This is a genomic window from Treponema sp., assembly GCF_024696245.1.
Taxonomy (GTDB): domain Bacteria; phylum Spirochaetota; class Spirochaetia; order Treponematales; family Treponemataceae; genus Treponema_D.
This window is the reverse complement of sequence record NZ_JAILGZ010000050.1, coordinates 1-24,579: the sequence shown is the minus strand read 5'-3', so window position 1 is coordinate 24,579 and position 24,579 is coordinate 1. Positions and strand designations below refer to the sequence as shown.

Here is a 24,579-nt window from a genome sequence, read left to right as displayed (position 1 = left end):
ACCAACCTCTTAAATAAGTGATAAATTGTATGCAAAGTATACACTTATTTCATCATTTGGCGAATAACCTGAGAGAAAGTTTTTCCATAATAAAGGCTGGCGTACATACAGGATGCACTTAGAAGTTTTCTTCCGTATTCCCTTGTTTCTGTAAAAGGCAGGGCTTCAAGGAAAAGGTCATTGGAGAAGTCTTTTCTTTTAAAAAGAATGGTCGCAGTTTTTATCCATTTGCGGACATTGGTAATTCCTGCATTGTAAGAAAATAAAGCCCTGAGTTCACTTTCTTCAATTCTGTGAATAAGTTCTTCAAGATAGAAGGAACCAAAGCGAATATTTGTGGCACTGTCAGTAAGGTCATATTCCTTTACCTTAAGTTTTCTTGCCACATCTCCTGCAGTTGAATCCATTAACTGGGTAAGGCCGGTTGCCCCTGCATGACTCTGTATTGCAGAATCAAAAAAGCTTTCACTTCTGATAAGGGCGTAAAGAAGATATTCATTCTGATTAAAATCACTGCAGCATTTTTCTACATCTTCCGTATAATCCCGGGGAAAAGCAAGTTCCAGCATCTGACGGTTTAACTTACTGTCTGGATAATTAAACTTGCGGGAAGCTATCCTTAAACTCTGGGGATAGAACTTTTCTTCGTTACTGCCGCACTGCTTTAAAAAGAGGGCTGTCTTGCAGGCACATTCCATGGAAATTTCTGATGAATACTTATTCCAGGCGTCATAAATATATTCTGCAAAACCATAATCTGCATAACCTTCTAAAAGACGTTCTGCATCCTTATTAACTTTAATGGAAGTTTTACTGCCAAAATCAAAAAGGGCTTCTTCCATCTCTTCCTGACTCATACCTGCCTTTTCTCCGGCAAGTAAAAAGTAATAAAGGTTTGTCCTGCAGGCAGCAGCTTTTTTAAAATAATCCTGGCTTAGATTTTTTGCTTCATCTAAAGGCTTAAAAAGATAACCTTCTTCTAAGAGTCTGCCGCTTACATAAAAATATTTTGAAGTAGTTTCTTCTGATGCAAAAGAAGAAATTATTTCCGTAACCTTAAGATATTCAGACCAGAGCTGATTTGAAAGAAGACTGGCAGACAGTGTATCAAAAAAATCGTCATAGTAGGCAGGGTCATGGAGTTGAGGAGCATAAGATTCTATAAAGTTAATGGTTTCTGTATAAGGCAGCTTAAGGGATTCATTTAATAAATACCAGAGGGCATTATCATATTTGGCCTTATCAGAAGCAAACTTCATTGCACTAATAAAAGACTGAATTGCAGCATTTACATTACCGGCTTTTGAATTAAGACGACCAATATAAAAACATAAATAAAAACTGCTGTCATTATCAGAGACCTCAGGAAGAAGAGCTTCCAGCTTTTTTGCAGAAGCCCTGTAATCCGATGAAGCATAAAGGAGGGTTTTTCCTATCTCTGAATAAAGAAGGGGTAGTGAATAATCTGCTGCAACTTTTTCTACATAATCTATGGCTTTGGAATACTTTCTTTGATAAACATTCTTTCTAAAAAGCAGAACATCATCTTCAAGTTCATGTTCTTCTATAAAAATTTTATGAAATTCTGTAAAAGGAAACTCTGTCAGCCATCTGTTTAAACTCTGACTGCCTATTTTTTCGTGACACTGAGAAAGAGCCTCATATCTGTAATACAAGTCATCAGAAAATTCCGGTTCAAATTTAATTCCGTAAGTCAGATCAAGAATCTTTTTAGGCTGCCGGTATTTAAGGTACTGTTCGCACAATTCCCAGCGGGATTTCTTATCTTTATATCTTCTGTAGATTTCTTCATAGGTTTTGATTCTTGCAGAAACATCTTCAAGTTCTGCCCTTTCTTTTAAAGCACAGCGGGCAATAACCGGAGAACACTCTTGAGCCGCATTGGTAAAATAACGGCAGGCATCAGAATAATTTTTGTTTTTAAGACAGCGGAGGCCTTCAAAATAAGCTGCGTCTACCCCGTACTTTTTCTGGAGGACTCCTTCAGAAGCCCTGCAGCCTGATACAGGCAGACTCAGTAAAATTGAGAAAAGAAATATTAAGGGAGATACAAGTTTCATTCGTTAGGAATTTTTATGTATGTTCCGGAAACAATCTTATCCGGATTTCTGATTCCATTATAACGGGCAAGGAACTTATAGCGCCATGGATTTTTATAGTAAGCATTTGCAATATCCCAAAGGGTATCGCCCCACTTAATCTTATATGTAACAGGTTCCTTCTTTACGTCTGCCTTAGGTACTTCCGGTACAACTACTTCTGCTTCTTTTACAACAACGATTTCGTTTTCTTTTGCAGGAGCAGCAGGCTCAGGTTCAACTTCTTTTTCTGCAGGAGGAACAACTTCTATTACTACCTTTTCATCAAGGTCTGCAACAGGTTCTTCGTAAGCTTCTTCTACCGGCTCTTCCACAGGCTGCTGCTGAGGCTGAGCTTTTTTATTCTTATTGAAGATATTAATCTTTGACGGAATTACAAAAAGCACAAGAAGGGCACCGATGATACAAATAATTGCACAGATAATGCAGATAATTACAGGTACGCGGGTCTTCTTTTTAATTTCATCAGCATCCTGATAGTCTGAATTGTATGTAGACTTTCCTTCGAGGGTTTCTTTGTCATAAAGGTCGCTGAACATATTATTGTCAGGTCTGAAAGTTGGATCTTTTGTTTTATACATATCGTCATCCAGTGAGCTGGTGTCAAACTCTTCTTCTGTATTAAGATCTGGTTCCCCAAAATCTTCATCAAAAACACCACTTAATCCTACAGCACTTGCACTTGCTGCTGCAACTGCTGTCTGTTCATCATCAAAGTCAGGAAGGCTAAAATCTTCTTCTGCAGGCTTTTCTTCGTCAGCAGGATTTTCTTCTACTGAATCTTCTGCAGAAACTTCTTCTTCTGTTACTGTATCATCTGCAGGAGCATCAAAATCAGGAAGACTAAAGTCATCAAGGGATGGTTCAGCAGGAGTTTCTTCTACGACAGGCTCTTCTGCAACAGCTTCTTCTTCCGGAACAGATTCTTCTTCCGGAACAGATTCTTCTACGGAAACATCTTCTGTTACTGCATCATCAGCAGGGGCATCAAAATCAGGCAGGCTAAAATCATCAAGAGATGGTTCTGCAGGAGTTTCTTCTACGACAGACTCTTCTGTAACTGGCTCTTCTGCTGTAACAGATTCTTCTTCCGGAACAGATTCTTCTACGGAAACATCTTCTGTTACTGTATCATCAGCAGGAGCATCAAAATCAGGCAGGCTAAAGTCATCAAGGGATGGTTCTGCAGGAGTTTCTTCTGTAACTGCTTCTTCTACAGAAATATCCTCTGCAGCCGGCTCTTCTTCCGGAACAGATTCTTCTACAGGAGTTTCTACCAGAGCAGGATCGCTTTCTGAAATTGAGTCAAAATTAAAATCATCACTTTTTTCTTCTTTTGAAGCTTCTGATTCATCAACAGAAACCTGGCTTTCTTCATTTACTTCATCAAAAGAAAAATCTTCGTCGTTTGGAGATGGTCCTATCACTGCACTTTCCTCTTCACTACTTTCTATCTTCTCGTTATCACCTACACCAAGAACATTAAGTTCATCCATAGAAAGGCTCACTTCATCCATTTTTTCTGAATCAGAGTCACCTTCACTTTGGTCCTGAGAAGGAAGATCATTTAAAATATCGGCAGGAATTTCAAAATCATTATTTTCTTCTTTATTATCATCTGAATTTGCCAGGGCATAGGCACCAGCTCCGGCTAAAGCAGCTCCTCCGGCAATAAGGGCAGCGTCTGCAGCAGACAAACCTTCATCTTTTTCTTCCGGATTATCAAGTGAATTCCCCTCTGCACTTTCATCTGTTACAGGAAGGGTAATTTCTTCTTCGTTAAAGTCTGCCAGGTCTTCGTCACTTACGGCTGTTTCTTCCATAAGGGGTTCTTCTACCACAGGTTCTTCAATAATAGCATCGTCTGTAAGAGGCAGGTCATTTGCAATTGTATTGTCATAAGCTTCTCCCGGAATCTCTGTATCTGTAGATTCAGAAGCTTCTGCAGTCTGGGAATTGTCGTCAGTATCAAGAGGAACAATTGTATCGTCAATATTAAAGTTAACAGGTTCAGTATTTCTGTCCAGCAGAGTTCTTGAAACAAGAGTTACCTGAGTCTGGCTGTTTTTTCCTGTTTCCGGGTCATTTATTTTTGCACTGAGGGCATTTTTTTCATCAAGGGATATTTCCAGATTAAGGGTAGGTTCACCGTTTTCGTGGGGATTAAGCTGTTTAATTTCCAGGGTATCAACATATTCAGCATCATCCATAGATCCTGATTCAGAACGGTAAAGGTCTACATGAACTGTAGTCTGGTTGTCCTGAACAGTGGTAAGATTGAGATTTTTTGTCTCGGCAGTTCCTTCAGTAAGAATGGGGTAAAAAGTTCCGTCCGCCAGTTTAATTCCAATTTGCTTCATAGATACCCTCGTAATTAGATTCTATTATATCTTAACCAATATCGGCAGAAAATCATATCAACTTTAGCTTTTTTTTCTAAAGTCATTTTTCTCAATTATACACTAATTATGGCAGCAAATATCACTAATAATACACTGTTCACAAAGAGGATTACGGGCCTTACAGATATAGCGGCCATGAAGAATAAGCCAGTGGTGGGCATGTTCCATATACTTTTGGGGAATACGTTCTACAAGGGAGGCTTCTACTTCTTCCGGATTTTTACCCTGGGCCAGACCGATTTTTGGACAGATACGCATAAGGTGGGTATCTACCGGCATTACAGGCTGATGAAAAACCACATTCAGCACTACATTTGCAGTTTTACGGCCAACTCCGCTTAGAGTCATAAGCTCTTCCCTGGTGGAAGGAACTTTTCCGTCAAAATCTTCTATTAATTTGCGGCAGAGGGCAATTACGTGTTTAGCTTTGGATTTATAAAGACCTATGGATTTTATGTAGGGAATAAGCCCTTCTTCTTTAAGGGCAAGGATTTTTTGAGGGGTGTCGGCTACGGCATAAAGCTTTTCTGTTGCAATATTTACGCTTTTATCCGTAGCCTGGGCAGAAAGTACAACTGCTACCAGAAGAGTAAAGGGAGAAGTCCACTTTAATTCAGACTGAGGACAGGGATTTGCCTTTTTAAAGCGGGTAAAAACTTCCTCAATCTGACTTTCTGACAGCAGTTTCATACTATTATTATACAGCCTCTTATTTTACAGCTTCCTGAAGGGCCTGAATCTTATCAGTATTTTCCCAAGGGAAACCTTCACGGCCAAAGTGACCATAGCTTGCTGTTTTACGATAAATTGGCTGCTTAAGGTTAAGGGTTGCTGAAATTCCTGCAGGTGTGCAGTCAAAAACCTTTTCTACGGCAGCAACAATCTTTGCACAGTCATACTTTTCTGTTCCAAAAGTATCTACCATAATTGATACAGGGAATGGAACACCAATAGCATAAGCCAGCTGAACTTCTGCCCTGTCAGAAAGACCTGCTGCAACAATGTTCTTTGCAATATAGCGGGCCATGTAAGCTGCAGAACGGTCTACTTTTGAAGGATCCTTACCGCTGAATGCTCCACCACCATGACGGCCCATTCCACCATAAGTATCTACGATAATTTTGCGGCCGGTAAGACCTGCATCTCCATCAGGACCACCTGTTACAAAGCGGCCTGTAGGGTTGATGTAGTACTTTGTGTTTTCATCAAGAAGACCAGTTGGTTCAAGAACAGGCTTAACAATCTTTTCTATTATAGTCTTTTCGAGTTCTTCGTGAGAAACAACGTCATCATGCTGATGAGAAACTACAACAGTATCGATTCTTACAGGCTTAAAACCGTCATATTCAACTGTAACCTGAGATTTTGCATCAGGCCTGAGCCACTTTATGGCACCTGAGTGACGAAGTTCATGGGCTTTAAGAAGAATCTGATGTGAATAGTATACTGGAGCAGGCATAAGTGAAGGAGTTTCATTGCAGGCATAACCAAACATCATTCCCTGGTCTCCGGCACCCTGCTGACCTTCGTATTCATCAAGGCCTTTTCCTACTACACCCTGATTAATATCTGCTGACTGGGCATGGATACGGTTTTCAAATACACAGTTTTTACCGTCCAGTCCCTTTTCTGCTGAATCATAACCGATATCAAGTGCAACCTGACGGGCTATTTTTTCTACGTTTGACTTAAATACATTAATGTCTACTTTTGGATCCTGAAAACCTACTTCTCCTCCAACAAGAAGGAAATTTGTAGTAGAAAATGTCTCACAGGCAACGTGGGCATTCTTATCAAGAGAAAGGGCATAATCAAGGATAGCATCCGAAACCTGATCACAAAGTTTGTCCGGGTGTCCTTCTCCTACTGATTCTGATGTAAATAAGTGATGATTTTTGTTTAAGACAGCGCTCATAGTCGAGCCTCCCTTTTAGCAAGATTTACTGACCTCCTGCGAGGACAGCTTCCGCTCTGCAATTTGGATAAATCGGCGGATAGTTAGTGCACGTGAAATATAATACAGTAAGTTGTTAAAATCAAGGGTAAAAAAGTATCAATAATCGTAAAATTTTATCAAGATTACTTTAAATATTGCAAATTGGAAATTCTTGACTTATAATTATTTATAATTAAATAAAGGTAATCATGTAAAGGAGTTTATGCATGGCTTTAAAAAAATCCTATTCCAAAGACAAAGTTACTTGTAATGTTACATTTTCCGTTTCACAGGACGCTGCACATGGAGCTGAAACAGTAACCATAGCAGGCGACTTTAATGGATGGAGCAGCACTGAAACACCACTCAAGAAGGGTAAAGACGGAACTTTCTCCGTAAAAATTCCTCTTGAAGCTGGTAAAGAATATCAGTTCCGCTATCTTCTTGACGGCAAACAGTGGGAAAACGACTGGGCAGCAGACAAGTACATTCCGGCTCCTTTCTCACATACAGACAACTCTGTTGTTATCTGCTAAATATTATAAAAGACTTAAAAACTTTTATTAGAGCTGCTTCACTATGAGGCAGCTTTTTTTTATTATTATCTGAATAACTTATATCTATTGCATTCAAAGAAGGCAGAAGTATGGAAAACTTAATTCAGATAAAAAACTGTTCCGTAAGCAAAAACTCAGTAACAATCCTTAATAATGTGGACTTTACCATGAACAGCTCTCAGGCATGGCTTATTACAGGGCCTAACGGGGGTGGTAAGGCAGCCTTTATTGATGCCCTGTCAGGAAAAGCAGATTTTACTCCACTGGCAGAAGATTCACTGGCAGAAAACTCTTTTGCAGGTAATGTTGCTACTGTGTCCCTTGAAGTAGCAGCTTCTTTAATAGAAGAAGAACGCATGAGGGACGAAAGCGAATACATGGATAAAGAAGATATTGGCCGTACGGGAAGACAGTATATATGTGAAGTTCTTGGCGGTTCCTCTAAAAAAGGTGCTCCCCTTCCCCCTATAGCTGCCAGACTGGAAACTTTTCCTCAGGTAAAGCTTTGCGGCGTAGAAAAAATCCTTGACCGGGGCCTGCGTTACATGTCTACAGGAGAAATCAGGCGTACCCTTTTATGCCGTGCCCTGCTGTCAGGATGCGGACTTTTAATTTTAAGCGATCCATTTGCCGGTCTTGATGCAGAAAGCCGCCGCATACTCCTGGAATTCTTTGACACCCTTTCCCACAGGCAGACAAATTCAGATAAGGATTCAGGTTTTCCTAAAATCATACTTTGTATGGAACGCTTTCATGAAATTCCAGACAATATTAACAAGGTAATAGAGTTTAAGGACAAAAAAGTTTCATTCTGCGGTGACAGAAAGGAATACGAAGCTCTTGTTATGGAAAAGAGGGCTAAAAAAGAAGAAGAAAGGGAAAAAACAAAGAAGGCTTTTCTGGAAGAACTGGAAACTATAAGAAAAGAAAGCCATGCCCTTGCCCCGGAAGATGATTCAACAGAAGAAAGCCTTATAAGCTTTGAAAACGTAAATGTGGGCTGGGAAGATCACCATGTTCTTGTAAACCTTAACTGGGAAATCCGTAAGGGCATTCACTGGCTTATAAGAGGACCTAATGGTTCCGGAAAAACTACTATTCTTGAACTTATAACCGGAGACAACATGCAGGTCTTTAGGGAAAACATAAAGATTTTTGGAAAGCGCCGTGGTTCCGGAGAAACAATCTGGGATATTAAGCGTAAACTGGGAATCGTAAGCTACAGGCTTCATGTTGAATACCGCATGGTTGGTGGAACAAGCCTTGAAAACGTAATAATTTCCGGCTTTAAGGACAGTATCGGTCTTTACGAGATTCCTACGGACTTTGAAAAGGCAACGGCAAGAGCCTGGCTTAAACTTGCAGGTTTTGCAGGCAGGGAAAACGACACTTTCTCTTCTTTAAGCTACGGTGAACAGAGGGCTATTCTTATAATAAGGGCTGCCGTTAAAAATCCAAAGGTTCTTATTCTTGATGAACCATGCCACGGTCTTGATGAAGATTACCGTACCAAGCTTCTGGATTTAATAGAAACTGTTGCAGAAACAGGAACCACCACCCTTCTTCATGTAACCCATGATCCTTCGGAAGTACGTCCCTGCGAAAAGCACATCCTGGAACTTCACCCTGGGGAAGACCCAATGTTTAAGATTATAGAAGAAAAATGAAAGCTTACCTGACAGTAGACGACATTGCTACAGAAAGAACGGCAATCCTCACTGACTACCTTACAGACAGACAGATTAAAGCTCTAATGTTTGTATGGGGTCAGAGGGCCGATGCTTTTGCAGATAATTGTGTATACGCAATAAAAAAAGGCATGGTTCTTGGCAACCACAGCTACAGTCACCCGGCCTTTACTTCCCTTACAATGGAAAAAGCCAGGGAAGAAATACTAAAAAACGACAGATTAATAGAAAGCTTCTACAAGAAGGCTGGAATCAAAAGACCCTTTAAGGCATTCAGGTTTCCATACGGTGACTGCGGGTCTGCTTTAGAAGATTCCCTGGATGATTTTCTTAAAAATCAGGGCTTTACACCTTTAAAAGACTCTGCCATGGCCTTAAAAAAGAGACACAGCGTCCTCTGGGACTTTGATTTTAGGGAATACAAGGTAAGACCAGTCAGCGGAATCTCTTTCAGTGAGATTTACAAGAAAGCAGAAAATTTTCTTACTGAATGGAAGGCTGATAAGGAAAAGTTCAGGGATTTTATTCCGGTAATCCTTATCCATGACCACACAGAAACTGAAGACATGGAAAAGAATTACTTTGAAAAACTCATAAATTTATTTTTAGACAATGGAGTAGAATTTATACCACCCTGCGGCCTCTCCAGCTGCCCTTCTGCCAGCGAATAAAGACAACCACTGCCCTGAAGATTTCATCAGCAGCCATTCCCATCCATATTCCTGCAAGACCAAAACCGCAGAAAATACCAAAGAACCAGGAAGCTGCAATGGAAATTCCCCACATGGAAGATATTCCTAAGGTAACAGGAAAGAGAATATCCCCTGCTGCCCTCATACTTCTTATAACTACATAGTTTGTAACACGACCGATTTCTAAAAAGAGAGCTACAAGCATTACACTGCTGCCAATTTTTATAATACTTTCGTTTTGAGTAAATAAAGAAAGGGTGTAAGGAGAAATAAGCCAGTTTACGGAAGCTATTATAAGGGTAATTCCCATTGCCCAGGCCAGACACTTTAACACTTTTTTATAGGCGTAATCATAACGGCCGGCTCCGACAGCATGCCCCGTAATTATGGAAACAGCATTTGCTATGGCATTTGAAAATACTGTAGAAAAACCTGTAAGAATATTACAGTAAGACTTTGCCGTAACTGAATCAGGCCCCAGCATATTAATAAAAACAGCTATTACCGTAACGGAACCGGTATAAGAAAAGCTTTCTCCTGCAGCAGGAATCCCCAGCTTTATCATTTTTGCAAGAAGCTTGCCTGGGAATGGAAAAAAATGCCTGAGGGAAAAACGGCCGCCTATTATTCTATAGAAGAAAAAGATACATAAAACAAAACCAATTACATTGCTGGCAGAAGTAGAAGCTGCAACTCCGGAAATACCCATATTAAGTTTTTTAAGGGGTCCATAAAGGAACATATAGTTACCGGCAATATTAAGGATATTCATAACAAACATGATTATCATGCCAAAAAAGGTTTTTCCGTTACAGTTGAATATCTGGCTGAAAATTCCTACAGCAGCATTGGCAAATAAAAAGAGGCTTACGATTTTCATGTAGGCAGAGGCATCATCCATCATTACAGAAGGAACTTTAATCAGGGATAAAAGCTGCCTTGAAAAAAAAGCCAGTATTATAGAAATAAAAAGACTGATAAAAATATTAAAGGCAACGGAAAGGGAATAAATCTGATTCATTTCTTTACCGGATTTTCCAGCACCCAGATACTGAGAAATAATTACACCGGAAGCACTGCTGATAACGCAAAAGGCAAGGAGTAAAAAGCCGATTATCTGGTTAGCATTACCCAGAGCTCCTACAGCATTGTCAGAATAGTGACTTACCATAATGGTATCCACATATCCCAGGAACATGGAAAGAAGCTGCTGTACAAACATTGGCCAGGCAAGTTTTACAACTGATAATGTTTTATTTTCTACAGAATTTTCACTCATAACTGCATCCTGAATTAATAATAAACCTGCATACTAAACTTAAATGAATTAATGTCAAGCAGGTTAAAAAAAATACATAAAAAATGAAATTTATCAAAAGTGGGATTATAATATAGAGGTGATTTTCAGAAAAAAGAACACCAGAATATCACTTTCCCCAGCTCAAAAGAGCATTCTTTCTGTAATAATGCTCATATGTATTATTGTTCAAATTTTTTCACTTTCCCTTATTTATAAATCCAGAAGACAGGCTCAGGAAGACACAGCCAGAATTTATGGAGAAAGTCTTGCTTCGGGAATTACTGTTATTGTTAACTCCAGTCTTTACATAACCCAGTCAATGAAAAGTCTCTATCTTAATTACAGGGACAATTTTCTTACAAACTTTGACATGATCTGTATAGACTTAAGTAAATCCTCTGATTCCATAAGTGAATTCTTTTTAGCACCAATGGGAACCATTACTCATGCCTGGCCGGAAGAGATTAAAGAGTCAACCATAGGCTTTAACATGATTAATGACACGGAACAGGGAGAAAAGGCAATTAAAGCCATCAATACAGGAAAAATTACTGTTGCCGGACCTCATATCCTTAAAAACGGAAAGCCTGGCTTTATTATCAGAAACCCTATTTTTAAGGATGACAAATTTGATGCCTTTACCACAGTTGTTCTGGACTGGGAAAGATTTGTAAATCAGATTATTAATCAGCTGGATACTTCTTCTGAAGAATATAACTTTGGTGTATGGAAGACCAATAACAACCACACTTACACAAACGAACATGGCTTTATCTTTGCTGATACTACTAAAGATGTTTCAAGAAGTGTAAAAATCAAGATAAAAGTACCTAATGACGTATGGTACCTTTCTGTTGAACCTGTAGAAGGCTGGGTAACAGTACAGGATTTAATTCCTGACATATTGATTTCCATAGCTATCGTTTTAACAGTCTTTCTCCTGCTGTTTAAGAGAATGCAGGAAACTTCCAGAAAACTTCATCTTTTTGAATATGACCAGCTTACAGGTGTTCTTAACAGACAGGCCTTTTTTGACAAGGCTTCAAAACTCTTAAAAAATAATCCGGACAAAAGCTTTGACGTACTTCTTGGGGACATTGAAAACTTTAAGTTCCTTAACAGCATTTATGGTACGACAGAAGCAGATAACTTACTTAAATACCTTGCAATTGAATATAAAAAGCTTGAACCTTACGGAATTATAGGTCGTTACGGCGGAGACTCCTTTATAGTTCTCTTTCCTACAAGCAGACGTTCGGCAGAAAATGAATTTCTTGATCAGATAAAAGGAATTATAAGCCACGCCCCGATACAGAACTTTAACATCAACTTTGGTTTTTACGGCAATATAGACCACAGCACTTCCATAAACATTATTTGCGACAGGGCTCTTTTTGCTGCTAAAAGCATTAAGCACAATTATGATGTTCACTTTGCAAATTATGACGGTACTGTAAGTAAAGTTCACATAAGGGAACAGTTTCTTGAAGCTTCTTTCCCTAAGGCTCTGGAAAACGATGAGTTTAAAGTATGGTATCAGCCTAAATTTTCTGCCAAGGAAGAAAAGATTGTAGGGGCAGAAGCTCTGGTAAGATGGATTCAGCCTAATGGAACAATAATTTCTCCAGGGGAATTCATTTCTCTTTTTGAAAAGGACGGTCTTATCGTAAAGCTGGATGAATATGTATTTACAACAGTCTGCCAGCATATAAGAAAGCGTCTTAATGAAGGCAAAAGCATTGTTCCTGTTTCTATAAACGTATCCAGGGCCAGCCTTCACCACAGCGGTTTGATTCAGCGCTACAAGAATATTATAAAAGACAAAAGCATAATTCCTGACTATGTTCCTCTTGAACTTACGGAAAGTTTTGCTGACAACGGCCTTAAAATTAAGGAGCTTACCGAAACCCTTAAAAAGGAAGGCTTTAAGATTCACATGGATGACTTTGGAACAGGTCTTTCTTCTTTAAGCTGTCTGAATATTCTTCCTTTTGACGTTATTAAGCTGGACAAAAGTCTTATAGACTACATCGGTAATGAAGGAGGAGACGAAATCTTACGTCATACCATAGAAATTGCCCACTTTAAGAAAATGAATGTTGTTGCAGAAGGTGTAGAAACTAAGGAACAGCTGGACTTCCTTAAAAAGCTCAACTGCGATGCCATTCAGGGCTATTATTTTTCTAAACCAAGGTCTGACGAAGACTTCTTTGCATATCTGGATAAAATGATTTAACTTCTTCAGGATAATTGACATTGAGGGATTAAACATTTTAAAATTAAAGGTACCATATTTAACAAAATTTCGAGGACACTATGGAAAAAATTCCGTTATACAAGCGTTATGCCGATTCTTTTAAGAAACTTGGTGAACTTTCACACGCTGCAGCTAAAATTGATGAAACAAATGTTTATCAGGTTGCAAATCCAGGCACCAGAAAAATCATGGATATGCTTGTAGAGGACAATACACTTCCAGAAAGCCATCTGGAGGGCATAGAGAATTTTGAAAAATTCTATGACCTTGTTCAGTCAGGAAAAAGCGGTCTTATTCTTATGGAACATTATTCCAATACAGACCTTCCTTCTTTCTGCTACATGCTGGAAAAATCAGGCAACCCAAAAGTAGCAGATCTTTCTAAAAGAATTGTAGCAATTGCAGGTATGAAGCTTAACGAAGCTGACCCAACTGTTCGCGCTTTTGCAGAAAGCTTTACCCGCGTTGTTATTTACCCTACCCGCTCTCTTGATAAAAAAGAAGCCGACGCTGCATCAGAAGAAGAAGCTAAGGCAGAAGAACAGAAGGCACGCAAAATCAACATGGCTGCCATGAGGGCAATGACTGAATGTAAAAAGAGGGGAGAAGTTATTCTTGTATTCCCAAGTGGTACCCGTTACCGCCCTGGACATCCGGAGACAAAGAGGGGGCTTAAAGAAATAGACAGCTACCTTCGTCTTTTTGATGTAGTACTTCTTGTTTCAATCAATGGTTCAATTCTTGAGATTCAGGATGAAAACATGCTTAATGACCTTTGTGCACCAGCCGTAACTATTTTTGGCGCTCACGAAGTAATTGAATGCAAACCTTTCAGAGATGAATATCTTGCTTCCCTTCCTGCTGATGAAGCTGACCCAAAACAGAAGATGATTGATCACGTAATGGATCTTCTTGAAAAGCAGCATAACGAAATCGAAGCAAAAAATAATGGCTAAATCCCAGCGAAACAAAACCCTGGACATATCTGTTGAAGAAGGAAAAGAATTCTTTGACAGATGCCTTCAGGGGGCTGGAGATGACCAGCTTACTTTTACTGACAGTATAGAAAAAATTACCGACAAAACAATTAACGGTGACACTCTTAAAATTATGGAAAGGCTTCCGTCAGAATTTGTTGACCTTGCCATAATCGATCCTCCCTATAACCTTAGCAAAACTTACGCAGAGAATAAATTTTCAGCAAAAGACAGACAGACTTATTTTGAATACACTCTTAACTGGATTACAAAGCTTCTTCCCTGCCTTAAAAAAAATGCTTCCTTTTATATCTGCTGTGACTGGAAAAGTTCCATGGTTATTGCTGACGTGCTTTGTTCCCTTGAAGATCAGAAAAAACTCATAATACAAAACCGTATTACCTGGCAGAGGGAAAAAGGCAGGGGTGCAAAAGCCAACTGGAAAAATTCCATGGAAGATATCTGGTTTTGCACTATAAATAATGAATTTACCTTTAACCTTGATGCCGTAAAACTCAGGCGTAAGGTTATTGCTCCCTATAAAGTCAACGGCGTTCCTAAAGACTGGAATGAAAACGAAGATGGTAACTTTAGGGATACCTGCCCCGGAAACTTCTGGGATGATATTTCAATTCCATTCTGGAGTATGGCAGAAAACACAGCCCACCCTACTCAAAAACCGGAAAAACTTATTGCAAAAATGATTCTTGCTTCAAGTAATCCGGGAGACTTTGTTTTTGACCCTTTTCTTGGAAGCGGAACAAGCAGTGTTACTGCAAAAAAACTGGGGCGTCACTATCTGGGTATTGAACAGAGCCCCCAGTACTGTACCTGGGCAGAAAAACGCCTGGCTGATGCAGACATTGACAAAAGCATTCAGGGTTACAGCGAAGGTGTTTTCTGGGAAAGGAATAGCGGTCGCTAATCTGATATCACTTTTAATAAGTTAATATCACACTTGCATTACTGTAGATTTAGGGTTACAGTTAAGTATTATGATTAGAGACAATTCCCCGGTTTTAACCGACGATGAAGCACGTGCTGCTTTAGAAAAATGCATTGAACAGGTTCGCCGCAATTTAGGTGAATTCACTACAAGTTCCCAGAATCACTCAAGCGTAAACAATTTTTATCCTCAGTGTAAGAATGATCAGTGGACAACGGGCTTCTGGCCTGGAGAAATCTGGCTCGCATATGAATACACAAAAGATGAAGCTTTTAAGAATGCCGCCCTTGAACATGTTAAAAGCATGAACCACAGAATCGAAAACAAGATTTCTGTAGATCATCATGACATGGGATTTTTATATTCTCCAAGCTGTGTTGCTGCATGGAAACTTATTAAAAGTGACATGGGCCGCAGTGCTGCAATTAAGGCTGCAGACCAGCTCATCTCCCGCTTTCAGTCTAAAGGAAACTTTATTCAGGCATGGGGTGCTCTTGGAGAAAAAGAAAACTACCGCTACATCGTAGACTGTCTTCTTAACACACCACTTCTTTACTGGGCAACAAGAGAAACCGGCGACAAAAAATATGCAGAAATTGCCCGCCTTCACACACAGACCTGTATGAAAAATTCTATTCGTGCAGATGGTTCTACTTACCATACTTTCTTTATGGACAGCGAAACAGGTGCTCCACTTTACGGAAGAACCTGTCAGGGTTACGCAGATGATTCTGTATGGGCAAGAGGACAGAGCTGGGGTGTTTACGGCTCTTCACTGGCATACCGCTATGATCCTAACGAAGAATATCTTAAAGCCTTCCACCGCACAGCTGACTTTTATCTGTCCCGCCTGCCGGAAGACAATGTTCCTTACTGGGATATGATTTTTAACGATGACAATGCTACTCATGATGGAGAAACTGAACCAAGGGATTCTTCTTCTGACTGTATCGTTGCCTGTGGTCTTTTAGACATGGCTGCCCAGACAGGAGACAAGGAACTTGAACGCAAGGCAAGGGTTCTTCTTAAAGCTCTTGTTGATAAATATGCAGTAAAGGATTTTTCTAAATCAAACGGACTTCTTCTTCATGGAACATACAGCAAGAAATCTCCTTACAATACATGTACACCGGAAGGTGTTGATGAATGTACATCCTGGGGTGACTACTTCTACATGGAAGCCCTTACCCGCATTGTAAATCCAAGCTGGGAGTTATACTGGTAAAATGGACGTTAACAAATTTTTTAATCAGGGCCGCAAGTTTTTCTTTAATGACAGGGACCTTACTGCTGAATATGTAAAGAAAAACTGCAAGGATGAACTTAAACATGTTCTCCGTGTTGCAGATGAAGTATGCCGTCAGGAATTTAAATTTGACCTTAGATGGGATATGGAACAAACAACAGAGCCTGTAATTTTTAAAGATAAAATTGACTGGCTTTACATGCCTGGTGATGATCCGGAATTTATTTTTGCATTTAACAGAATGAGATTCTGGATTTGTCTTGGTCAGGCTTATGCTGTTACTAAAGATGAAAAATATGCAAAGGCTTTTGTTAATCAGCTTCTCGGATGGATAGAAAGCGTTCCTCATACAGAAGAAAATGACAAAGCCTGGCGTACCCTTGAAACAGGCCTCCGTATGGAATACTGGATTAAGGCAATGATGTACTTTAAGGGAAGCCCTGCCATTACAGAAGAAGTAATGGATAAGTTTGTAGAAAGCATGACAGTTCACGCAGAATTCATTATGTCTGTATGGAACTGGTACAACATGATGAGTAACTGGGGTGTAATGGCCAACCACGGTCTTTTTGTAGCAGGCCTTATGCTGCCGGAAACTGAACGCACTAAGGAATATGTAAAGACAGCAATTAAACGTCTTGATACAGAAATCCGCCTTCAGGTTTATGATGATGGTGCCCAGTGGGAACAGAGCCCTATGTACCACAACGAAGTAACCCAGCTTTTCTACACTGTTGTTATTCTTGCAGAAAGAAACAATATTCAGCTGCCTGAAGGATTTACAGAAAGAGTTCATAAAATGGCCCTTGCAAATGTTTACTGGCAGAAACCAAACGGAGAAGAAATCTCTAACGGTGACAGTGACGAAATTGACGTAAGGGATGTTACTACAATCGGTGCTGCCTTCTTCCACGACCCTGTACTTAAGGGAAGCGGATACCCTGAACTGGACTTTGATTCTGCCTGGGAAGTTGGAGCAGAACTTGCAGAAGAATATAAAAACATGAAGACTGAACATCCTTCTTCACTTACTGTAGCACTTGCTGAATCTGGCAACATTTACATGAGAAGCGGATGGACAGACAAAGATACTTTCCTTCACTTTCACTGCGGTACTTTAGGTGCAGGCCACGGTCACTCAGACCAGCTTCACATTGACCTTTATGCCAACGAAGAAGATATCCTTATGGATTCAGGACGCTACACTTATGTAAATAAACCTGAGCGTTTTGAATTTAAGGATGCAGCAGCCCATAACACAACTATTGTTGACGGAGCAAGCTGTTACAATTACATAGACAGCTGGGAATGTTCACATCTGGACAGGGCAGTTAACCAGAAGTTTAAGGACTTTGAAAAATATGCCTATGCAGAAGGCGGACATATCGGCTACATGACAAGCAGCAAAGGCGGAGTATTTGCAAACCGCCGCGTTATTTACATTAAGCCGGATATTTTTATTCTTGCTGACGAATTCTATACAAACGGAAATCACAGCTACCAGAACTTCCTTCACTTTAACAACAAGGGACAGCTTACAGAAAGTTCTGCTGGCAACTGGAAGTACAAGAGCAGCAAAAACGAAGCTCAGGTTCTTTTACTTTGCCCTGATGGAAAAACAGAAAAAATTGCTACAAGACTTTCCCGCCACTACAACGCTGTAGAAAACAACGAAAGCCTTAAAACTGAATGGAAGGCAAAAGCTTCTACCTTTATGTTTACGGTAATTTCGATTAACAAAGCCGGAAAATTTGAAGAAGTAAAAGCCCAGCTTATTCCACTCCGCTCTAATTTTAAGAACTGGACCTTTAATGATTCACAAATTCAGGCACTTAAAATTACTAAGGGTAAAAAAGATTATGTTGTTGTTGTAGCCCATGAAGAATATGCAACACCAACAGATACCTATCTTGTTGACGGCTGCATAGGATTTGGAAACGTAACTGTTTTTGACAGGGCTGCCGGTGAAAGTGAAATCGGAACAATGCTGAACGTTTAAAATACAAGAGGAAATCATGAACGAAACAACCTTTACTTCTTATTCAGACAAAATACCTTCTTTACTTAAAGACTTTACTCCCTTTGCAAAAGTCAGTGACAGAAAAGCCTGGGATGGTATGAATGGAGAATTAAAAAACTACATACTTGAGCAGGCAGAACTTGCTGCTACTAAAATAAGAAGTGAAGGCTGGCCTCTTCTTCCTATTTCCTTATGGCATGACTTTTATAAAAACGGAAACAGAGTTAATTTTGAAAACAATCATTTTAACCGACGTACCCTTCTTATAATTCTTGTTCTTGCTGAATGTATTGAAAACAAAGGAAGATACCTTGAACTTATTACAGATGGAATTTTTTTAATCTGTGAAGAAAGTGCATGGCATCTTCCTGCCCACAACTCTTACACAAGAGACACTCCCCAGCTTCCTTATCCTGATGCCAGCCGTCCTATCTTTGAACTTTTTGCAGGAGAAACTGCAAACCTTCTCTCCCTTACCTGGTATCTTCTTAAAGAAAAACTGGACGGAGATTCTCCAATGATTTGTCAGCGCATAGAGCAGGAACTTGAACGCCGTATCATTACTCCTTACCTTAATGAACACTTCTGGTGGATGGGTGACGGGGATGAACCTATGTGTAACTGGACTCCCTGGTGTACACAGAATGCCCTGCTTGCTGCCTTTATTCTTCCCCACAGTAATGAAATAAGGACAGCTGTTTTAAAGAAAGCTTTTTACAGCATGGACTGCTTTCTTAAAGACTACGGAGAAGACGGCTGCTGTTCTGAAGGTGCTGAATACTACCGCCATGCAGGCCTTACCTTTTACAATGCTGCAGACATAATAAGCAGGGTAAGCGGCGGCCTTACAGATGACATTTATAAACTTAGTAAAATAAAAAATATTGCAGAATACATTTTAAATATGAATATTCCCCACTCGGAATACTTCTTTAATTTTGCTGACTGTTCCCCAAAAGCCGGTAAATCCGGAGCCAGGGAATACCTTTTTGGTAAAGCAGTAAACTCTTCTGCCCTTACATCTTTTGCAGCTGAACAGTGGAAGGCTTCTTCCGTAAAAGAAAAGCTTTTTGATCTTGCTGCAAATAAACTTTCACAAAGCAACCTTTACTACACTTTACAATCCCTTTTTGCAGATAAAGAAATTAACAGTGCCACAGTTTGTCACAGTAAAGAAGATAGCTTTAACAAAAACATCTGGTATCAGAGTATAGGTGTCTTTATTGTTCACAAGGGAATCTATTCTACAGCTTCTAAAGCCGGAAACAATGCAGACAGTCACAACCACAACGATACCGGCAGTTTTATTGTTTATAAAAATGGCAAACCTTTTATTATTGATGTTGGTGTAGAAAACTATACTCAGAAAACCTTCTCTCCCCAGCGTTATGAAATATGGACAATGCAGAGTTCCTATCACAACCTTGCTGAAATCAACGGTGCAATGGAACATGATGGAAAAGAATATGCAGCCTCTGATGTTAAAATAGACGGCGATTCCATAAGCATGGATATTGCAAAAGCCTATACAAAAGATGCGGGGCTTACTTCTTACCTTAGAAAGATTTCTACTTCTGAATCTGCTGTTGTTATAGAAGACAGCTTTGCCTTTAAGAATAAAAATAAATCTTCAATAGTGATGAACCTAATGCTTAAAGACCAGGCTGTTTACGATGCAAATACTTCTACAATTAAAGTTGCTGATGAAGGCAGTATAAAAATTGACTGTGACAGCAGCGTAATGGTAGAAAGCGAAGCTATAGAAGTTACAGATTCCCGCTTAAGAAGAACCTGGCCGGAGACTATTTACCGTCTTCAGATAAAAACTTCTGACGCTTCAAGGCTTACCCTTACAATAAAATAAATCCTTCCTTATTAAAAAAAATATTATTTTGAAATAAATAGTATTTTTTTGATATGTCCCCCTTACTTTCGGACTGATAATCTTTTTCAGATTCAAAGAAAGGAGGACATAAAGAATTGAATTTCAAACAAGCTTTATGTATTTTCCTCACAAGTATTACCGCCGGAAGCGGGGCCTTTTCTCTGACAACACAGGCCCGGGCAATTCTTAGCGGTAACCTTGCTGAGGGAACAAAACAAGAGGGTGAAGATGCAAAATATGAATTCTTCAAACTCAATTCCAAAGCGCAAAAAGATGACGACGGTATCGTAATCGATTTTAGCGAAGGCTCTTTTGGTGGCCGCCTTGCCCTCTGGTATGAAGTCAATTCATCTTTACAGGGTAGCAGCGGCTCAAATGTTTCTTTCCGCAGATCCAATATCTGGTTTAAACCTTTAGATTCCCTCAAAATCACACTTGGCTACACAGGCTGCGATCAGCTTTATAAGGAACGCATTGACGAATGGAAAGTAGGAAATCCCTTTAACCTTAACGAACGTGACTGGTCAAAACATCCCGGCTACATTAACTATTCTGACGTTGACGAAATGGGTCTTGGTTTTGAAAGCCGTGCCATTGAAGGACTTGTATTAACTGGAGGAATTGCCCGCCGCTGGGGAAGTCCCGGAAACTTTGGTAAATCTTTCTGGAACAAGTCAGGAGATGCAGACAGCACTTACGATGCCTGGGGTCTTACAGCCCGCTACTACTACAACAAGTTATGCTTTCAGGCAGGATACAGAGACAACGGAAGCCAGAGCTGGAAGGTTTGCCGTGCAGCCCTTGGTTATGAAGACAATGGTATTTACGCCTTTGCCCAGAGCTGCTTAGGAATTGATTACAAATCTGAAAGTGATGAATATGAACTCTCCGGTATCTGTATGGATTTATACGGTGAATACAAAGTTGATGCATGGACTTTTATTGCCCACCTTCCTTTAACATTCCGTCTTACAGATGAGGATGAAGATCCTGATTATTTTGAATATGTTCTTGAAGCAAAATATAACACAGGCAAAATCGCAAACATGGATTCTTTTAGTCCTTACATCAAAATCGGCAGCATGAATCATGACGGAGACAACAAGTATGCCTTTATCCGCTTAAATGACCAGCTTAAGGATTCAGTTAACTTTGATATTACACCTGGTGCTGAATTTAATATTGGTCCCTGCACAATCGATATTGGTTACGAACTTTTAATTCATTCAAAACTTTATACAGATGCAAATAACTGTAACAAAGTTGAATGGAAGATTCCGGTTAAGGCAGAAATTAAATTCTAGTCACATATTTTTATCAGAAAGATTTTACGGAGGAAAAAATGAAAATAAAACAAATAGTATCAGGTGCTGCAATTTCTTTACTGGCATTATCTTTTGCAACCGCCTACGAAGCTACTGCAAAAGTAACAATGGAAGGCAGCATTGTAAAAGAATCCAAAACAAAAGGCTCAGATGCTTCTTACGATATTTTTGCCCTTGATGCAGTAGAAGACCACAGCAAAAACGGACTTGAAATTGATGTAGATGGGGGACTGGCAGGAGCTCACTTTGAACTTTTCTTTGAACTGGAAGGAAGCTCAAAGGCAGAAGACGGCTGGAACGCAAGTGCAAGAAATACTTACATCTGGTTTAAGCCTCTTGATGAACTTAATGTCCGCCTGGGCTATGTAGGACGCAATGACTTTTTTATTGAACGTGTAGACGAAGAAAAAGTAGGAAACCCATTTGCCCTTTCTTCAAGGGGAAGCGCAGTTCCTTCTTACATTACAAATGCTGACACTGATGAAATGGGATTCTCCCTTGCTTATAGTCCTCTTGAAGAACTTACCATCTCTGCAGCTATTGCACCAGGAATCGGTTCAAGTGGAATTACAAAACAGGGAAGCAACGACATTGAATATGCAGCATGGGGTCTTACAGCCAGCTATGACTTTAGCCCATTCAGATTTGAAGCATCTTACAGGGATAACGGAAAGGACAGCTGGAAGGTAATACGCTTTGGTGCCGGTTACGAAAGCGAAAATCTTTACGCCTTCATTCAGCCGGTATTTGGAATTGACTACATAGCAAGCAAGGACAAGTACGAAATGAACGGAAGCTGTATTGATCTTTACTGTGAATACACAATCGATGCCCTTAAACTTACAGCCCATCTTCCTGTAACAATCCGTACAACAGGAAAAGACAGTGATCCAAATTATCTGGAGTTCCTTGTAAAGGGAGCATACAATCTTGGCTCTTATGGTCTTGCTGATGAAGTATGTCCATATCTTTTAGTTAAGAACATGGATGAAAATGCAGTAACCCTTGATGACAATTTGAGCGACAGCCTTGCCCTTACTTTACAGGGTGGAACTTCCCTTAAAATTGGCGAAGTAAATCTTGATACAGGTGTATGCGTTGACATTCATTCAAAAGACGATACTTCTGAAAGAGTAACATGGTCTGTTCCATTCAGCGCTTCTATTGAATTCTAACAAAGAGACCTGACAGAAAAACTGGTAATTCTGGGTGAAAACCCATAAACATAAGGAGAAAATATGAAAAAGGCTTTAAACAAAATCATGACACTTGCTGCTATGACAGCAATGGTTGCAGGACTTACTGCCTGCAGTGGAAGTGGTGAAGATGAAAACAATTCAACAAGTGATCCAATAGGAAACCTTCTTGAATTCCCTATTACAACTGCTTCTGCTGGAACTGGAGATCAGGTTGTATTTTGTCTTAAGTATGACAAACCTACAGATGATACTTCAGATGAATCAATCAAAATCAAAGATGCAGTAATGACAGCAACTGTCAATGGTGTAGAAGTAGAAATGTCTTCTTCGACCCTTACATTTGCTCTTGATGAATACGGTGCTAAGTTTGAAGAAAGCCAGAACCTTAAGGAATACAAGGTAAAGCCTTCCCTTAACCAGACACTCAGCGTTGGAGACACAGTAACCTTCCAGCTTATCAGCGGTGAGATTACAGGTGCAGGAAAAAATGTTGTAGACCTCAGCAGTATTGTTGTAGCACTTATCGATACAAACCAGAATGCTGGTGGAGTAGAAAACAGCTATTATGCAGAACTGTCAGCCAGCGAACATGAATATCAGGCATTGCTTAATTCAAATGCACAGGCTTCTGAAGAAGAAGAAGAAGTTGTTGACTGCGGACTTATTTCTTCAGAAGCAACCCTTGACTGGGGTACTGCTGTTTCTGTTTCTGCAGATAAGTTTGCAACTGCAACTGCTGAATCAAAAATTACAGTTACTTACATTACAGACGGCACAAGCGATTACCAGAAGTTTAAGATGCTTTCTGGAACAACTGAACTTTATGCAGGAAGTGGCAGCGGTATCACCATCGATTTAACTTCTGAAAGCGCAGATGATCTTCATGGAGTTTCTTTTGAAACTGCTCCTTCTGCAACTCCTGCAAACTTCAGCTATACACCATCAGCTGATGAATGGACTGCAATTAAGACTGACGGATTTAAACTTATCGGCCACGGAGCAACCATTACAAAAATCGTTCTTGAATAAAGAACTCTATTAAACAAAACTTTGTCCGGCCGCCGCAGTCTCCTCCTCGTCTATTTCTGCGGCGGCTGTTTTTTTAGAAAAGCTTTACTAGAATTTTAAGGATAAACCTTGAGGTAAATATGAAAAAACAAATACTACTTTTTTCAGCAACCCTTCTTGCCAGCTCTTTTGCAGGAGCCTTTGGTCAGTCAGCATACACTGATGCAGACCTTGTATGGCAGGAAGATTTTAACGGAAAAAAACTTAACACTAAAAACTGGAACTATGAGTTTCATGATCCGGGCTGGGTTAATGCAGAACTTCAGTCCTATGATGATTCAACAAAAAATACTTATGTAAAAGACGGCTGCCTTATTATTCAGGCATTAAAAAAAGAAAACAAAGACGGCACTGTAGAATATACATCCGGCCGTATTAACACCATGGGTAAACAAGAATTTACCTACGGAAGATTTGAAGCCCGCCTTAAAGTTCCAAAGGGGCCGGGATTCTTACCTGCCTTCTGGATGATGCCGGGTGATGAAAGCTACTATGGTCAGTGGCCTAAGTGTGGTGAAATTGACATCATGGAAGTTTTAGGTAATGACACTTCTAAATTGTACGGTACCCTTCACTTTGGAGAACCCCACGCCATGGTACAGGGAACATATGAAGTTACAGAAGCAGAAAACTTTGCAGATAACTTTCATATCTTTGCTGTGGAATGGGAACCTGGAGAAATCCGCTGGTACTGTGACGGCAAACTTTACAAAAAAGCAAATGACTGGTTTACAAAAAGACCGGGCTTTGGAGAAATAACCTACCCTGCTCCTTTTGACCAGAACTTCTACATCATACTAAACGTGGCAGTAGGTGGAAGCTGGGTTGGTTATCCAGATGAAACTACAAAGTTTGATCCTTCCCTTGATGATGCAAAAATGTATGTAGACTATGTAAAAGTTTACCAGAAGAAAAGCTACAATGAAGACGTAGAAAAACCTGCTAAAGCTGCAGTTGTTGC

Annotated in this window: 18 protein-coding genes; 13 read left to right on the top strand and 5 right to left on the bottom strand. The window is 39.9% G+C overall.

Going from position 1 to position 24,579, the window contains the following annotated elements; all coding sequences use genetic code 11:
- Positions 1–44 precede the first annotated feature (44 nt).
- The 4 genes from K6D58_RS03445 to metK form a co-directional block, all read right to left on the bottom strand.
- On the bottom strand, positions 45–2,081 hold the full coding sequence (locus tag K6D58_RS03445; protein WP_296827623.1) for a flagellar assembly lytic transglycosylase: 2,037 nt from the start codon (positions 2,079–2,081) through the stop codon (positions 45–47).
- Positions 2,078–4,480 (bottom strand): Hsp70 family protein, encoded by a 2,403-nt coding sequence (locus K6D58_RS03440; RefSeq protein ID WP_296827621.1) that lies wholly within the window; start codon positions 4,478–4,480, stop codon positions 2,078–2,080. The genes K6D58_RS03445 and K6D58_RS03440 overlap by 4 nt, the downstream gene beginning before the upstream one ends.
- A 102-nt stretch (positions 4,481–4,582) precedes the next feature.
- Positions 4,583–5,212, bottom strand: a complete 630-nt coding sequence (gene nth, locus K6D58_RS03435) for an endonuclease III (protein WP_296827619.1) — start codon at positions 5,210–5,212, stop codon at positions 4,583–4,585.
- 19 nt (positions 5,213–5,231) lie between these two features.
- Entirely contained in the window at positions 5,232–6,437 is a 1,206-nt protein-coding gene (gene metK / locus K6D58_RS03430) for a methionine adenosyltransferase (RefSeq protein ID WP_296827616.1), read from the bottom strand.
- 248 nt (positions 6,438–6,685) lie between these two features.
- Between metK and K6D58_RS03425 the strand changes: the two genes are divergently transcribed.
- The 3 genes from K6D58_RS03425 to K6D58_RS03415 all read left to right on the top strand — a co-directional run bounded on the left by K6D58_RS03425 (position 6,686) and on the right by K6D58_RS03415 (position 9,374).
- Complete coding sequence (locus K6D58_RS03425) at positions 6,686–6,994, top strand: isoamylase early set domain-containing protein (RefSeq protein WP_296827614.1); 309 nt, start codon at positions 6,686–6,688, stop codon at positions 6,992–6,994.
- 110 nt (positions 6,995–7,104) lie between these two features.
- Entirely contained in the window at positions 7,105–8,682 is a 1,578-nt protein-coding gene (locus K6D58_RS03420; RefSeq protein WP_296827612.1) for an ATP-binding cassette domain-containing protein, read from the top strand.
- Entirely contained in the window at positions 8,679–9,374 is a 696-nt protein-coding gene (locus tag K6D58_RS03415; RefSeq protein ID WP_296827611.1) for a polysaccharide deacetylase family protein, read from the top strand. The genes K6D58_RS03420 and K6D58_RS03415 overlap by 4 nt, the downstream gene beginning before the upstream one ends.
- On the opposite strand, the gene K6D58_RS03410 is transcribed toward K6D58_RS03415, so the two are convergent.
- On the bottom strand, positions 9,328–10,674 hold the full coding sequence (locus tag K6D58_RS03410) for an MATE family efflux transporter (protein WP_296827609.1): 1,347 nt from the start codon (positions 10,672–10,674) through the stop codon (positions 9,328–9,330). The two genes, K6D58_RS03415 and K6D58_RS03410, sit on opposite strands and share 47 nt — an antisense overlap.
- A 118-nt stretch (positions 10,675–10,792) precedes the next feature.
- On the opposite strand from K6D58_RS03410, the gene K6D58_RS03405 reads away from it, so the two are divergent.
- From K6D58_RS03405 to K6D58_RS03360, 10 genes are all read left to right on the top strand, one after another.
- Positions 10,793–12,931, top strand: a complete 2,139-nt coding sequence (locus tag K6D58_RS03405; RefSeq protein ID WP_296827607.1) for a bifunctional diguanylate cyclase/phosphodiesterase — start codon at positions 10,793–10,795, stop codon at positions 12,929–12,931.
- Positions 12,932–13,011: 80 nt separating this feature from the next.
- A complete protein-coding gene (locus K6D58_RS03400; protein WP_296827605.1) occupies positions 13,012–13,908 on the top strand; it encodes a 1-acyl-sn-glycerol-3-phosphate acyltransferase in 897 nt (298 codons plus the stop codon).
- Positions 13,901–14,854, top strand: a complete 954-nt coding sequence (locus K6D58_RS03395) for a DNA-methyltransferase (RefSeq protein ID WP_296827602.1) — start codon at positions 13,901–13,903, stop codon at positions 14,852–14,854. The genes K6D58_RS03400 and K6D58_RS03395 overlap by 8 nt, the downstream gene beginning before the upstream one ends.
- 70 nt (positions 14,855–14,924) lie before the next feature.
- Positions 14,925–16,100: a glycoside hydrolase family 88 protein gene (locus tag K6D58_RS03390; RefSeq protein ID WP_296827600.1), complete on the top strand. Its 1,176-nt coding sequence runs from the start codon at positions 14,925–14,927 to the stop codon at positions 16,098–16,100.
- A 1-nt stretch (position 16,101) separates the two neighbouring features.
- Positions 16,102–18,120: a heparinase II/III family protein gene (locus tag K6D58_RS03385; RefSeq protein ID WP_296827597.1), complete on the top strand. Its 2,019-nt coding sequence runs from the start codon at positions 16,102–16,104 to the stop codon at positions 18,118–18,120.
- Between the two features lie 16 nt (positions 18,121–18,136).
- The gene (locus tag K6D58_RS03380) at positions 18,137–20,005 is read left to right on the top strand and encodes a heparinase II/III domain-containing protein (RefSeq protein WP_296827595.1); all 1,869 of its coding nucleotides are present in this window, start codon (positions 18,137–18,139) and stop codon (positions 20,003–20,005) included.
- 116 nt (positions 20,006–20,121) lie between these two features.
- Complete coding sequence (locus K6D58_RS03375) at positions 20,122–21,330, top strand: hypothetical protein (RefSeq protein ID WP_296827592.1); 1,209 nt, start codon at positions 20,122–20,124, stop codon at positions 21,328–21,330.
- 38 nt (positions 21,331–21,368) lie between these two features.
- Positions 21,369–22,526 carry a porin gene (locus K6D58_RS03370; RefSeq protein ID WP_296827590.1) on the top strand — a complete coding sequence of 386 codons (1,158 nt, stop codon included), beginning with the start codon at positions 21,369–21,371 and terminating at the stop codon, positions 22,524–22,526.
- 63 nt (positions 22,527–22,589) lie between these two features.
- Positions 22,590–23,579 (top strand): hypothetical protein, encoded by a 990-nt coding sequence (locus tag K6D58_RS03365; protein ID WP_296827588.1) that lies wholly within the window; start codon positions 22,590–22,592, stop codon positions 23,577–23,579.
- 119 nt (positions 23,580–23,698) lie between these two features.
- Positions 23,699–24,579, top strand: an 881-nt coding sequence (locus tag K6D58_RS03360; RefSeq protein ID WP_296827586.1) for a glycoside hydrolase family 16 protein, incomplete at its 3' end; no start/stop codon positions are given.